Source organism: Streptomyces sp. NPDC021012 (assembly GCF_044333355.1).
GTDB lineage: Bacteria > Actinomycetota > Actinomycetes > Streptomycetales > Streptomycetaceae > Streptomyces.
Genome location: NZ_JBIRQU010000015.1, coordinates 101,527 through 115,256 on the forward strand (window position 1 = coordinate 101,527; position 13,730 = coordinate 115,256).

Genomic DNA, 13,730 nt, shown 5'->3' on the forward strand with positions numbered 1-13,730 from the left:
ACCGGCGGAGGGCCCGGCGGAGGTCTGGCGCCGCCCGAGCGGTCAGCGTGCGGCGGCCCGGCGCAGGGGTTCGGTCGCGCCGCTCGCGGTCCTCGGCGTGAGCCGGTCGAACTCGGCCGTTCCCTCGCCCAGCGGCAGGGGAAGCGAGTCGGAGCTCGGCCGACGTCCACCGCGGCCCTCACCGAGCACCTGCCAGCCCCCGCCGGTCAGCGTGATGTACGCGCCGCAGCGGAGCCCGTGCAGAGTGCAGGCGTCCCGGAGCCCCCACATCCAGGCTCCGTCCTCCTCCGTCCAGCGCTCGTCGCCCTCGCGGCAGTACAGCAGGACCGCGGTTCTCACGGGCGCGCGTCTGCGGAGGTCGTGCGGTATGACCCGCCGCAGATGCGCCAGGAGCGCATTGCGGAACTCCCAGCCGTCCGCCGCGACGGGGCGGCGGACGAACGAGGCACTGGCGGCCAGCCGCTCCTCGTGGTCCAGGACGGCGAGGACCGCCGTCGAGGGCGTGGGCGCATGGCGCGAGTGCAGTCCGCTGACGACCTCACGAGGATTGCGCAGCAGGGGAATTCCAGCCGCGGCCCACTCCGAGGGCTCGAGTATCCGGGCGAGGCGGCTGGCGGACTCGGACGACGATCTGAGCGAGGCGGCTGTGGGCGGAGCGAATCCGAGGGTCACGGTCCTCCCTTCGGATACGCGCCCGCTGGGTGCGGGCAAGGTCGGGTGAGGGCGCACCACGGCACAGTCCTTCCGGACCGCTGACGGGCCGTGCGGGGCGGTTTCCCAATTCTTGCTGGCCCGTGCGCGAGCGGCAACGAGCAATTGAGGCCGCTGACGGGAATGAGTCGGTATGCCTCTCATATCCCTGCCCAGTTGCCCATTGTTCACTCCCCGTTTCCCCACCTGTTTCACCCCTGGACGGCGAGTACCAGTGGGAACACCCCTTCCGCTCCGGCGCGCCGCAGCAGCCGCGCCGCCACCGCCAACGTCCAACCGGTGTCGGAGGAATCGTCCACGAGGAGAACCGGCCCGCCGGCACCCGCCAGCCGCCCGGCCAGGTCCGGAGGGACCGTCAGAGTCCGCTGCAGACCGACGACCCGCTGGGCGCTGTTGGTCCGCGAGAGCCGCAGCTCTTCCGCCTCCGGCGCGTACTCCACCACGCCGAGGAAAGGCATCCTGCCGATCTCGGCGATCCGCTGTCCGAGCGAGCCCACCAGACGCGGCTTGCGGTGGGAGGCGACCGTGACCACACCAGCGGGCCGGGCCGGCGCGTCCGGCGCCCCGGAGGCCCATCCCCCGGGCCCCTTGGCCCAGTCGGCCAGCACGTGCACCACCGCCTGCACCACATCGTCCGGCACAGGTCCGTCCGGCGTGCCGTCGGCAAGCAGCGGACGCAGCCGGTTGCCCCAGCCGATGTCCGAGAGCCGCCCCAGGGCCCGGCCGCCGAACGCCTGCTCCCCGGGCGGAATACGACCCTTCAGATCGACCCCGACCGCGGCGAGCCCGGTGGGCCACATCTTCCGGGGCTCGACCTCCACACCGGGCCGCCCGAGTTCGCCCTTGGCCGCGTCCAGCGCCGCCACCGACACCTTCGGGTCGAAACGGGCGCCCGCGCAGTTGTCGCAGCGACCGCACGGAGCGGCCTCCTCGTCGTCCAACTGGCGCCGCAGGAACTCCATCCGACACTCGGTCGCCGCCGCGTAGTCGCGCATCGCCTGCTGCTCGGCCGACCGCTGACGCGCCACCCACGCGTACCGCTCGGTGTCGTACACCCAGGGCCGACCGGTGCTCTCCCAGCCGCCCTTGACCCGGTGCACCGCGCCGTCCACGTCCAGGACCTTGAGCATGGTCTCCAGCCGGGTCCTGCGCAGTTCGACCAAGGGCTCCAGGGCGGGCAGGGACAAAGGCCGGCCCGCCTGCGCGAGCACGTCGAGCGTGCGGCGCACCTGCTCCTCCGGCGGGAAGGCCACCGAGGCGAAGTAGCGCCAGATCGCCTCGTCCTCCTGGCCCGGCAGAAGAAGCACCTCCGCGTGCTCCACCCCTCGCCCGGCCCGGCCGACCTGCTGGTAGTACGCGATGGGGGAGGAGGGCGACCCGAGATGCACCACGAAACCCAGGTCCGGCTTGTCGAAGCCCATGCCGAGCGCCGAAGTCGCCACGAGCGCCTTGACCCGGTTGGCCTGGAGGTCGTCCTCCGCCTGCTGCCGGTCGGCGTTCTCCGTCCGGCCCGTGTAGGAGGACACGGTGTGCCCGCACTGGCGCAGATAGGCGGTGACCTCGTCGGCCGCGGCGACCGTCAGCGTGTAGATGATCCCGGAGCCGGGAAGCTCGCCGAGATGGTCGGCGAGCCAGGCCAGCCGGTGCGCGGCGTCCGGCAGTCTGACCACGCCCAGACTCAGGCTCTCCCGGTCGAGGGGGCCGCGCAGGACGAGGGCGTCCGTGCCCGCCCCCGTGCCGAGCTGCTCGGCCACGTCGGCCGTCACCCGTGCGTTCGCCGTCGCCGTGGTGGCCAGCACCGGAACACCGGAGGGCAGGTCGGCCAGCATCGTCCGCAGCCGGCGGTAGTCGGGCCGGAAGTCGTGGCCCCAGTCCGAGATGCAGTGCGCCTCGTCGACCACGAGCAGCCCGGTGGCGGCGGCCAGCCGTGGCAGTACCTGGTCGCGGAAGTCGGGATTGTTGAGCCGCTCCGGACTCACCAGGAGCACGTCCACCTCGCCGGCGGCCACCTCCTCCTGGACCGTCTCCCACTCCTCGGTGTTCGAGGAGTTGATCGTCCGGGCGCGGATGCCCGCCCGGGCCGCGGCCTCCACCTGGTTGCGCATCAGCGCGAGCAGCGGGGAGACGATCACGGTCGGGCCGCTGCCGCGCTCGCGGAGCAGCGAGGTCGCCACGAAGTACACGGCCGACTTGCCCCAGCCGGTCCGCTGCACCACCAGGGCCCGGCGCCGATCGGCGACCAGGGCCTCGATGGCCCGCCACTGGTCCTCGCGCAGTCTGGCCCTGCCGGTCGGGTCGGAGACGAGACGGGCGAGCACGGCGTCGGCGGCGGCTCGGAGGGCGGCGCGGTCTTCCAGCGGGGCTGCTTGGGTCATGCCCCCATGCAACCCGATGCCTCGGACATCGCGCGAATGAGACGGCGAACCTGTGGATAACTCGCCTGAGCGGCGAATGCCCTGTTCCAGGAGTTATCCACAGGGGTTTCGGATTTCGGGAGATCGCGAGACCGTCCTGACCATGAACGCGAATCACCACGAAACCAGTGCACCCTCCCGTCCCCAGCAGATCACCCTGCGCGGCCCGGCGGAGCTGGCCGACGCCCTGCCGTTCGTGCTGGGCTTCCACCCCACCGACTCCGTCGTCCTGGTCGCCCTCCACGGCGAGCACGGCCGCTTCGGCGGCAGGGTCAGGCTCGGAATCCCGCGCTCGCCCCAGGAGTGGGCGTCCACCGCCGATCACCTCGCCGAATGCCTCGTGGAGGGCGGGGCCCGATCCGGCACACGGCCGGACGGCATCGTCGTCTTCCTGTGCCAGGACCCCGCGCCCGGCGAGACGGGCCGCAGGGTCATGGAGCGGCTGAAGCCCTTCGCGCAGCGGCTCAGGACCGCTTGCGGCGCCCTCGACATCCCCGTCTACGAGGCCCTCTGCATCACCGACGGGCTGTACTTCTCGTACTGCTGCCCCGACCAGCGCTGCTGCCCGCCGGACGGCACCCCGCTCGCGCTCAGCGGCACCTCGGTGATGGCGGCGGCCGCGGCGTACGCCGGAGTGCAGGTACGGGGCTCCCTGCGGGACATGCAGGCCCGACTGAAGCCGAGTGGCGGGCCGGGGGACGAGGCACAGCGAGCCGCCCTCGACGCGGCGGCGGCCTCGATCGTCCCCCGGATCCTCGAAGGCGCCGAAGGACAGGGGCGGGAGGAGGTGCGCGGAGCGACGCTGCGTCTCGCCCGCGAGATCCTTCGCCGCTTCGTCGACCCGAAGAGCCCCCGGAGCCCCCTCCGCGCGAAGAGTCCGGGGAGTCACGACGGCCGGGCCGGTGCGGCGGGCGCGCTGAGCACGGCGAGCCCGGTACGGCCGGCCGCACCGGGCCTGCGGACCGGCGCCGCGGCCGCGGACGACGCGGCCGACGACGCCCTGATCACGACCGACGAGGCGGCCGCCCTGGTCCTCGGCCTGCAGGACCGGGTCACCCGTGACCGCGTCGCCGAGTGGATGGAGGGCTGGGAGGGGACCGCCGCCCTACGGCTCTGGCGCGTCCTGGCCCGGCGCTGTGTCCCGCCCTACCAGGAGCATGCCGCCGCACCCCTCACCCTCGCGGGCTGGACGGCCTGGTCCTTGGGCGACGAGCCGACCGCCCGGGTCGCCCTCGGACTCGCACTCGACGCCGACCCCGAGTACGTGTTCGCCCGGCTGCTGCACCAGGCATGCAACGAAGGTCTCGACCCCGAGTCGCTCCGCTCCTGCCTGAGGAGCGAGCGGGACGCCCGGGCGGCCTCGGAGCAGGAGGCGCTCTCCGCCTCCCGCCGGGTCCGGACGCGGTCCACCCGCAGGCCGGGCACCACGCGGGCCCTCCGGAAGCCGGGCCGGCAGGTCGGTGGGATCGAGCGCCGGGCGACCGCCGGAGTCCGCCCCGGCGGACCCGCCACCACGAGGCCGGGAGGCGGCACTCCGCGGCACGGCGGGCACCGCGGTTCCAGGAGCGACCGATGACGACCGTGACCCGGCCGCCCGCAAGCGCGTTCAGCTCTCTGGCGGAGTCGTACGAACCGTCCCGCCGACACCCTGCCGGCCGCCCGGTTCGCACAGAGAGCACCCCGTACCCGCCATGGCTCCCAGCCCCGTCCCGGCCCCCGGCCGCCCCGCCGGACACCCGGGCACCCAGTCGTCCGGCCACGCCTCCGGGCACACGTCCGGCGCCGGCGTCGCCTTCCCGCGCGCGACGCGTCCCGCGGAACTTCCCTCGGTGCACGGTGCGCTCCTCTGCGTGGCCCTGCCCGCCCTCACCGTCTGCGCCGAGCACGGCCAGCTCACGGGAGAAGGACCCGAGGGGGTGTACGACGCGGGGAGGAGGCTCCTGTCCCGCTGCGTCCTGCGGGTGGCGGGCCGTGAACCCGTCGCGCTCCAGGGACGCATGGCAGCAGCCGACCGGGCGGTCTTCCGCGCCGCCCTGCGCGTCCCCGGCGACGCCGGGCCCGACCCGGCACTCACCGTCGAACGCACGCGGGGCGCCGACGGAACCGAGCGGATCACCCTGCGCAGCGCCGCGGCCCGGACCCTCCGGCTCCCCGTGGAAGTCGCTCTGGGCACGGATCTCGCGGACCTGGGCTCGGTGGCGTCCGGGAGAACCGGTCCCGAACTCACCGCGAGCGTCCACGGCACCGGACTGCGATGGACCGGCGGCGACGGCCGGTCCGTCACCGTCACGGCGGACCCGCCGCCCATGGACTCCCTGGCGGCGGCAGGAGTACTGCGCTGGGAAGCCGAGCTGGCGCCCGGAGCGGCGTTCACACTCCGGCTGCGGGTACGCGGGGAGTCGCCCGCCCGCCCCACCGCCTCCTCGGGTGCGGGCTCCGGACGGCCCGGCGGCCACCTCCTCGCCGAGGCCCGCGCCGAGGGGGACGACCCGCGACCGGGCAAGCTGCTCCGCACCTCAGTCGAGGACCTGCGGGCCCTGCTCCAGCGCGACCCGGCCCACCCCGTGGACGTGTACTTCGCGGCCGGCGTCCCCTGGCGCTGCGGACCGGTCACCGCCGAGGCGCTCTGGGCGGCCCGCATGGCCCTGCCCCTCGGGACCCGGCTCGCCACCACCACCCTGCGCGCCCTCGGGCGCACCCAACTATCCGGCAGCGGACCCGAGTCCGGGCGCCTCCAGGGGCCGCTCAGGGACGCGGGCCCGCACCTCCCGCCCCGCTGCACGGGCATCGAGGCCACCCTCGCCTTTCCGGCCGTGCTTGCCGAGGCCCGCCGCTGGGGCCTCCCCTCCGCGGACCTGGAAGAGCTGCTTCCCGTGGCGGAGCGCTGCCTCGACTGGCTCCGGCGTACGGCCGGCCGCGACGGGTTCGTGCCGGACCCGGGGCCCGCCGGGCCCTGGCGGGCCGAGACCCAGGCGCACGCCCACCGCGCGGCCCTGCTCGGTGCCGACCTCCTCGACGAGTGCGGACGGCCCGGGGGAGACGCCCTGCGGGACGGGGCCCGGTCTCTGCGCGAGCGGTTCCGGCGCGAGTTCTGGCTCGACGACCCGGCGGGGGGCCGCCCCGCCGTCGCCCGCGCCTCCGACGGCCGGACCTGGCCCCAGCTGGGCGGCTGGGCCGCGCACCTGCTCGACACCGGGCTGCTGGGCGGCGGCCGGTACGCACCGGGCCTCCTGGACCGTACGGAGACCGAACAGGTGGCCAGGCTGCTCGGCACCCCGGCGCTCGACAGCGGCTGGGGACTGCGCAGCCTGGGCACCAAGGAGCCGGGCCACAACACCTTCGGCCACCGTGCCGGCGCGGTCCGCGTGCACGAGACGGCGGTCGCCGTGGCGGGTCTCGCCGCCTCCGGTCACGAGAAGGAGGCCGCCTCCCTGCTGCGGGGGCTGCTCGACGCGGCGGAGTCCTTCACCCACCGGCTCCCCGAGATGTACGCGGGAGAGCAGCGGACGACGGGTGGGCGCCCGGTGCCTCACCCGGCGGCGTGCCGGCCGGCGGCCGTCGCGGCTGCCGGGGCGGTCCACGCGCTTCTCGCCCTCGCAGGCATCAGGCCCGACGCGCCGGGCCGGTCCGTGTCGGTGCACCCGCTGGCCTCGGCCCCGCTCGGCGCGATCCGGCTGTCGGGGCTCGTGGTCGCCGGCGAACCCTTCGCCGTGCGGGTCGGCAGGCTGGGCCTCGGTATGGTCGAGGAGGCCGCAGAGGGCCTTCAGCTGGGGGTGTGACGGGATGCCGGGCACGGAGACGAGGGAAGCCTCGCGGCGCGGTGAGGAAGTCGTGGCCGATGCTTCCGCGAGGCGTGTTTATCGTCAGGAAGACGACTATGATCGCGGCATGTCTCCCTACGACCCCTCGGCCTTCCCTCCCTTCGCCGTGACCGTCGATCTGGTCGTGCTCACCGTGCGGCGCCATGCACTGTGCACCCTGGTCGTACGGCGAGGAGAGGAGCCGTACCAGGGGCGTTGGGCGCTGCCCGGCGGTTTCGTACGGGCCGAGGAGGACCTCGGCGCCGCGGCGGCCCGTGAGCTGGTCGAGGAGACCGGCCTCTGCGCGCACGACCCGGCCGCCCCGCCGCCCGTGCCGAGCAACGGCGCGCACCTGGAGCAGCTGGCGACGTACGGCGCCCCCGAGCGGGACCCGCGCATGCGGGTGGTGAGCGTCGCGCACCTGGCGCTGGCGCCGGACCTTCCCGCGCCGCGCGCCGGCGGCGACGCGAACAGCGCCCGCTGGGCCCCGGTCGAGGAGCTCCTCGGCAAGGACGAGACCTCCGTGGCCGAGGACGGCGGGCCGGGGGCGCTCGCCTTCGACCACTCCCGGATCCTCGCGGACGGGGTGGAGCGCGCCCGCTCCAAGATCGAGTACTCCTCACTGGCCACGGCCTTCTGTCCGCCGGAGTTCACGGTCGGAGAGCTGCGGCGCGTCTACGAGGCGGTCTGGGGCGTGTCCCTCGACCCGCGCAACTTCCATCGCAAGGTGACCGGCACGCCCGGCTTCCTGGTCCCGGCCGGAGGCACCACGACCCGTCAGGGAGGGCGCCCCGCACAGCTCTTCCGGGCAGGTGGGGCCACTCTCCTCAACCCGCCGATGCTGCGTCCCGAGGTCTGAGAGCCGTGCGCGTGCGGCACCCCTGAGCGTCAAACATGCGCTGAAAGTCCGAAATGTAGCGTTATCTTGCTGCGGTAGCGCCGCCCTGCCGCGGAGCGGTGTCACCTACCGCGAGAGAAGCGATGCTCCAGGCAATCGGACTGACCAGCACTCCCCGCCGCGATCGCCCGCCCGCCGTGGACGATCTGACCTTCGAGGCCCGGCCGGGGACCGTGACCGCGCTCCTCGGCCCCCGGGGATCCGGCAAGACCACCACTCTCCGGCTCATGCTCGAACTCGAGCCGGGCCGTGGGATCACCTACTTCCGCGGTAGACCGCTGCACCGCATCGCCCACCCCCCGCGCGAGGTCGGCGTGCTCCTCGGCGACGTCCCCGGACACCCTTCCCGCACCCTCCGGGGGCAGCTCCGGATGCTCTGCGCCGCCACCGGGGTCCCCGCCGCGCGGGCCGACGAACTGGTGCGGGCCGTGGGGCTCTCCGGCCTGGAGCGCCGCCGGATCGGCACCCTTCCGATCGGCGCGGACCGTCGACTCGGGCTCGCCTCCGCCTTGTTGGGCGCCCCCCACACCCTGCTCCTCGACGAGCCGACCGCGGGTCTCTCCGTACCCGAGAGCGGCCGGCTGTACGAGCTGCTGCGTGCGCACGCAGCCGAGGGGGGAACCGTGCTGTACACCACGGAGGACCCCAGGGACGCGGCCCGCAACGCCGACCGCGTCGTCACCCTCGACGGAGGCCGGCTCGTCGCGGACCAGGAGGCCGTCGAGTTCGCCCGTACGCGCCTGCGTCCCCGGGTCGTCGTCCGGACCCCGCACGCCGCTCGGCTGGCCGCGGTCGTGACCCAGGAGGCCAGGGCCGCCCGCCGTCCCGTCGAGGTGGTCGCCGAGGACGGCGGCCGTCTGTCCGTCTACGGCAGCGACTGCGCGGCCGTCGGGGACACCGCCTTCCGGCACGGCGTACCGATCCACCGGCTCGCCGAGGAGAGGGGAGGCGACGACGGAGCCGGTACCCGGCGGACGGGGCGGGCTCCGGGAGCGGCGGACGCCGGAAAGGCGGAGAGCCCTGCCGCCGCGCCGACGGGTACCGGGCAGCCCTCCGGGGGCACGGGGCGGGAGGCCCCGGCCGGGCAGAGGGGCGCCGCCCGGAGACCCCACCGCTCGCCCTTGCGTCCGCTGCGGTACGAGATCCACCGGCTCCTGGGCGTCCCCTCCACCCCGCTCGTCGTGGCCGGCGTCCTGCTCGTCTCCGTGACGCTCGCCCTGCTCCTCGGGCGCGGCGGCCGGGCCGAGCTGCCCGCCGTCCTGGCCGGATGGCCGGCGATCTCCCCGCTGCCGCCGGCGGCCCTCGGCGCCGGGCTGCTCGGAGCCTTCTCCTTCGGCGAGGAGTACCGCTATCCGGCGCTCACCACGGGACGCGGAGCCGTGCCCCGCAGGCCGGGCCTGCTGTTCGCGAAGCTCACCGTGGCCGCGGTCGTCGCCCTCGTGATCGGAGCGCTCGTCGTGGCGGTCGATCTGACGGCCCTGCGGTTCGTCCACGGCGGCGAGTTGGTCCCCGTACCGAGGAACTGGCCGACTCTCTGCGCGAGTTGGCTCGGTCTGTGTGTCGGCTGCGGGTGGGCGGGGGTGCTGGGCGCCGGGGTGTTCCGTGCCGCCGCGGCCGGAGTGGCGGCGGTGCTCGCGGTGCCGGTCGCCTTCGTACCGCTGCTGCAGAAGGTGCTGACCGGGCCGTCGGTGCGGTCGGCGGCCGGACTTCCGGCGAGACTGCGCGAGTTCGCGGGACCGCAGTGGTCCCCGGCCGTGGACCGGTGGCTCGCGGGGGCGCTGCGGGTGGTCGGCCAGCCCGCGGGGGTGGCGCTCTCGCTGACGTTGACCGGACTGCTCTGCGCCTATGTGTTCACCGGCCTTCGCCGCAAGGCTCGTTGGTGACCACTTACGGACTCAAAGGTTCCGGATCCGCGTCAACTCCCTTGAAAACCGCCGAAAATGCCCGATTAATCGTCAATTGTGTAGGGGGTGCCGATCACCCTTTCGTGTGCTTTTCACCAAAGACCTCAAGGGTCACGGAGGCAACGCCGACAAAGGATGCGTGAGTACCCTTGCGCACACCATGATGACCGCCGCCCGCCCCGTCGACTCCGGCCTCGGCGCCCCGGGCGATCTCGACCGCTACCCCTACGCGGAGGCGCCCGCCGCCGGCCGCGTGGGCCCGCCCTCCTGGGAGGGGGTGGACACCGACCTGGGCCGCGTCGGCCGCAGGACCGCTGGCAACCGGGGGCGCGGGCTGCACGGGCAGCTCGTCCAGCAGCTCGGCCAGATGATCGTCTCCGGCGACCTCGGCGCCGACCGGCCGCTCGTTCCCGAGGAGATCGGCCAGCGGTTCGAGGTCTCGCGCACCGTCGTGCGCGAGTCGCTGCGCGTCCTGGAGGCGAAGGGGCTCGTCAGCGCTCGCCCGAACGTCGGTACGCGGGTCAGGCCCGTCAGCGACTGGAACCTCCTCGACCCCGACATCATCGAGTGGCGCGCCTTCGGCCCGCAGCGCGACGACCAGCGCCGCGAGCTCAACGAGCTGCGCTGGACGATCGAGCCCCTCGCCGCCCGCCTCGCCGCCGGGCACGGCCGCGAGGACGTGCAGCAGCGCCTCGCCGACATGGTCGAGATCATGGGGCACGCGTTCGCCCAGGGTGACGGCATCACCTTCTCCCGCGCCGACACGGAGTTCCACTCCCTCCTCATCCAGCTGGCCGGGAACCGCATGCTGGAGCACCTCTCCGGCATCGTCGCCGCGGCGCTCCAGGTCTCCGGCGGCCCCGCCACCGGCTGTGACCGGCCGAGCGAGGCCTGCCTGGCGCACCACGCCCGCATCGTGGACGCGCTCGCCGCCGGGGACGCCCACGGCGCCGAGAACGCCATGCGGCAGCTGCTCACGGTCCACCCCGAGGTGGAGCGCGTCGTCCCCGCCCCCCGCGAACACTGACCCGCGGGCCGTGGCCGGGAGCGCGGAGGCGCACGCACCGAGTGCCGCCGGGGCCGAGCACCATCCGGGGGACCGGCAAGGTCTCCCCGGGTGACGCCCGGGTTCCGGCGGCGCGAATGTGCGTGATCGACCGCTCTGGCCGTTTCGTCGCAAATGAGGTGTGACTCGGGCCACGAAGATTGGGCGTAACACTCCTCCGAGCCGTGCGATGACCTAAGAGGTGACAGCCGAGGAAGGAATACAGCAGCCGATGGAGGCGCTGTGCAGTTCCCCGGTCCAGCCCGCGCCGTCGGCACATTCCCCGTCGACGGTCGTCGGCTCCAGCCCGATCCAGGGTGGGGCCGGAAGCCGTTTCCATCGTTCCGAGAGGTTGTTCGTGTCGGCCAGCACATCCCGTACGCTCCCGCCGGAGATCGCCGAGTCCGAGTCTGTGATGGCGCTCATCGAGCGGGGAAAGGCTGATGGGCAGATCGCCGGCGATGACGTGCGTCGGGCCTTCGAAGCCGACCAGATTCCGCCAACCCAGTGGAAGAATGTTCTGCGCAGCCTCAATCAGATCCTCGAGGAAGAGGGTGTGACGCTGATGGTCAGTGCAGCGGAGTCGCCGAAGCGCGCCCGCAAGAGCGTCGCAGCGAAGAGCCCGGCCAAGCGCACCGCCACCAAGACCGTCACTGCCAGGACGACCGTGACGAAGACCACCGTCTCGGCCTCCACGGCCGCCGCGGCCGAGGGCACCGATCCGGACGACGAGGCCGGATCGTCCGCCCGGAAGGCGGCCGCGAAGAAGGCCGTCGCCAAGAAGACGGTCGCCAAGAAGACCGTCGCCAAGAAGACGGCGGCCAAGAAGACCACGTCCAAGAAGGACGCCGACGAGCTCCTCGAGGGTGAGGACCTCCTCGAGGACGTCGCGCCCGGCAAGGGCGAGGAAGAGGAGACCGAGGGCGAGAGCAAGGGCTTCGTCCTGTCCGACGAGGACGAGGACGACGCTCCGGCGCAGCAGGTCGCCGTCGCCGGCGCCACCGCCGACCCGGTCAAGGACTACCTCAAGCAGATCGGCAAGGTCCCGCTGCTCAACGCCGAGCAGGAGGTCGAGCTCGCCAAGCGCATCGAGGCCGGTCTGTTCGCCGAGGACAAGCTCGCGAACTCCGACAAGCTCGCCCCGAAGCTCAAGCGTGAGCTGGAGATCATCGCCGAGGACGGCCGCCGGGCCAAGAACCACCTCCTGGAGGCCAACCTCCGTCTGGTGGTCTCGCTGGCCAAGCGCTACACCGGCCGCGGCATGCTCTTCCTGGACCTGATCCAGGAGGGCAACCTGGGTCTGATCCGCGCCGTCGAGAAGTTCGACTACACCAAGGGCTACAAGTTCTCCACGTACGCCACCTGGTGGATCCGTCAGGCGATCACCCGCGCCATGGCCGACCAGGCCCGCACCATCCGTATCCCGGTGCACATGGTCGAGGTCATCAACAAGCTCGCGCGCGTGCAGCGCCAGATGCTCCAGGACCTGGGCCGTGAGCCCACCCCGGAGGAGCTGGCCAAGGAGCTCGACATGACCCCCGAGAAGGTCATCGAGGTCCAGAAGTACGGCCGCGAGCCGATCTCCCTCCACACCCCGCTGGGTGAGGACGGCGACAGCGAGTTCGGCGACCTCATCGAGGACTCCGAGGCGGTCGTCCCGGCCGACGCGGTCAGCTTCACGCTGCTCCAGGAGCAGCTGCACTCCGTTCTCGACACGCTCTCCGAGCGTGAGGCGGGCGTCGTCTCCATGCGCTTCGGCCTCACCGACGGCCAGCCGAAGACGCTGGACGAGATCGGCAAGGTCTACGGCGTGACGCGGGAGCGGATCCGCCAGATCGAGTCGAAGACCATGTCGAAGCTCCGTCACCCGTCGCGCTCGCAGGTCCTGCGCGACTACCTCGACTGATCCGTACGAGGTACGCAGCGGCACACGGAAGGGCCCGGTTTCCCCGAGAGGGGGAGCCGGGCCCTCCGGCTTTGCGCGGGTGCACGGCGGGGACGCGTGCTGGACGCTGGGTGAACCGACATCACCCGAGAGTCAGGAGGCTCCATGCGTGGTTCCCTCATCCGAGCATTGACGGGTGCTCTGGGCCTGATCACCGCGGCGGCGGGGCAGCTGGTCACCGCCGGTCCCGTGGCCGCCGACAGCGTCGTGGTGGGTGGCAGGCCGACCCGGATCACGGACGCGCCGTGGGTCGTGGCGCTGTCCAGCCGTGACCGGTTCGGGGGTACGCGCGCGGGGCAGTTCTGCGGGGGTGTGGTCGTCGCGCCGACCAAGGTCCTCACGGCGGCCCACTGCCTGGGCCGCGAGGTGCTCGGCGGCGAGCCGTGGGAGGTGCGCGACTTCGTGGTCATCGCGGGCCGTGCGGCGCTGAGCGGGCAGGAGGGGCAGGAGGTCCGGATCTCGGACACCTGGGTCAACCCCGACTACGACCCGACGACCAACGCGGGCGACCTGGCCGTACTGACGCTGGTGAGCCCGCTGCCGCAGTCGTACGTGATCGGCGTGGCCCGCTCGGGAGACGCGGCGTACGAGCCGGGGGTGGAGGCGGACGTCTACGGCTGGGGTGACACGACCGGCAACGGCGCCTACGCCTCGACGCTGCGGACAGCGCGCGTCCAGGTCCTGCCGGACGCGGCATGCGAGCGGGCGTACCCGGGCGGGTTCGGCGTCCGCTACCAGCGCGGGACGATGCTGTGCGCGGGCGACCCGCGGGGCGGGAAGGACGCGTGCCAGGGCGACAGCGGTGGCCCGCTGGTGGCCAAGGGGCTCCTCGTCGGCCTGGTGTCCTGGGGCAGCGGCTGCGGGCAGGCGGAGAACCCGGGCGTCTACACGCGGGTCTCGGCGGTGCTTCCGCCGGGCTTCTGACCCACGGCCCGCAGGCAGGAGGGGCGGTGGGCCCCGGACTCTGCCGGGGCGCGAGCACGCAGGACCACGAGAACGGGCGGCCACTCCCT

General features: G+C 73.5%; 9 protein-coding genes. 7 read left to right on the forward strand and 2 right to left on the reverse strand.

Translation table 11 applies throughout. The annotated features are described in order from the left end of the window. Window positions 1-42: 42 nt before the first annotated feature. Together ACH4TP_RS34245 and ACH4TP_RS34250 are read right to left on the reverse strand one after the other, a co-directional pair. Window positions 43-672 (reverse strand): hypothetical protein, encoded by a 630-nt coding sequence (locus ACH4TP_RS34245; RefSeq protein ID WP_398190825.1) that lies wholly within the window; start codon window positions 670-672, stop codon window positions 43-45. Window positions 673-902: 230 nt separating this feature from the next. After that, window positions 903-3,086, reverse strand: a complete 2,184-nt coding sequence (locus tag ACH4TP_RS34250) for a RecQ family ATP-dependent DNA helicase (protein WP_398440128.1) — start codon at window positions 3,084-3,086, stop codon at window positions 903-905. A 142-nt stretch (window positions 3,087-3,228) separates the two neighbouring features. Between ACH4TP_RS34250 and ACH4TP_RS34255 the strand changes: the two genes are divergently transcribed. The 7 genes from ACH4TP_RS34255 to ACH4TP_RS34285 all read left to right on the forward strand — a co-directional run bounded on the left by ACH4TP_RS34255 (window position 3,229) and on the right by ACH4TP_RS34285 (window position 13,641). Beyond that, complete coding sequence (locus tag ACH4TP_RS34255) at window positions 3,229-4,701, forward strand: DUF4192 domain-containing protein (protein WP_398440129.1); 1,473 nt, start codon at window positions 3,229-3,231, stop codon at window positions 4,699-4,701. A 115-nt stretch (window positions 4,702-4,816) separates the two neighbouring features. Then, entirely contained in the window at window positions 4,817-6,904 is a 2,088-nt protein-coding gene (locus tag ACH4TP_RS34260) for a glycogen debranching N-terminal domain-containing protein (RefSeq protein ID WP_398440130.1), read from the forward strand. Between the two features lie 109 nt (window positions 6,905-7,013). Continuing rightward, window positions 7,014-7,784: an NUDIX domain-containing protein gene (locus tag ACH4TP_RS34265; RefSeq protein ID WP_398440131.1), complete on the forward strand. Its 771-nt coding sequence runs from the start codon at window positions 7,014-7,016 to the stop codon at window positions 7,782-7,784. A 122-nt stretch (window positions 7,785-7,906) separates the two neighbouring features. Next, window positions 7,907-9,706: an ATP-binding cassette domain-containing protein gene (locus ACH4TP_RS34270; RefSeq protein ID WP_398440132.1), complete on the forward strand. Its 1,800-nt coding sequence runs from the start codon at window positions 7,907-7,909 to the stop codon at window positions 9,704-9,706. 160 nt (window positions 9,707-9,866) lie between these two features. After that, window positions 9,867-10,754, forward strand: coding sequence for a FadR/GntR family transcriptional regulator (locus ACH4TP_RS34275; RefSeq protein ID WP_389236693.1), 888 nt, complete (start codon window positions 9,867-9,869; stop codon window positions 10,752-10,754). A gap of 376 nt (window positions 10,755-11,130) precedes the next feature. Next, window positions 11,131-12,678, forward strand: a complete 1,548-nt coding sequence (locus tag ACH4TP_RS34280) for an RNA polymerase sigma factor (RefSeq protein ID WP_389236695.1) — start codon at window positions 11,131-11,133, stop codon at window positions 12,676-12,678. Window positions 12,679-12,822: 144 nt separating this feature from the next. Beyond that, complete coding sequence (locus tag ACH4TP_RS34285; protein ID WP_389236697.1) at window positions 12,823-13,641, forward strand: S1 family serine peptidase; 819 nt, start codon at window positions 12,823-12,825, stop codon at window positions 13,639-13,641. Window positions 13,642-13,730 lie beyond the last annotated feature (89 nt).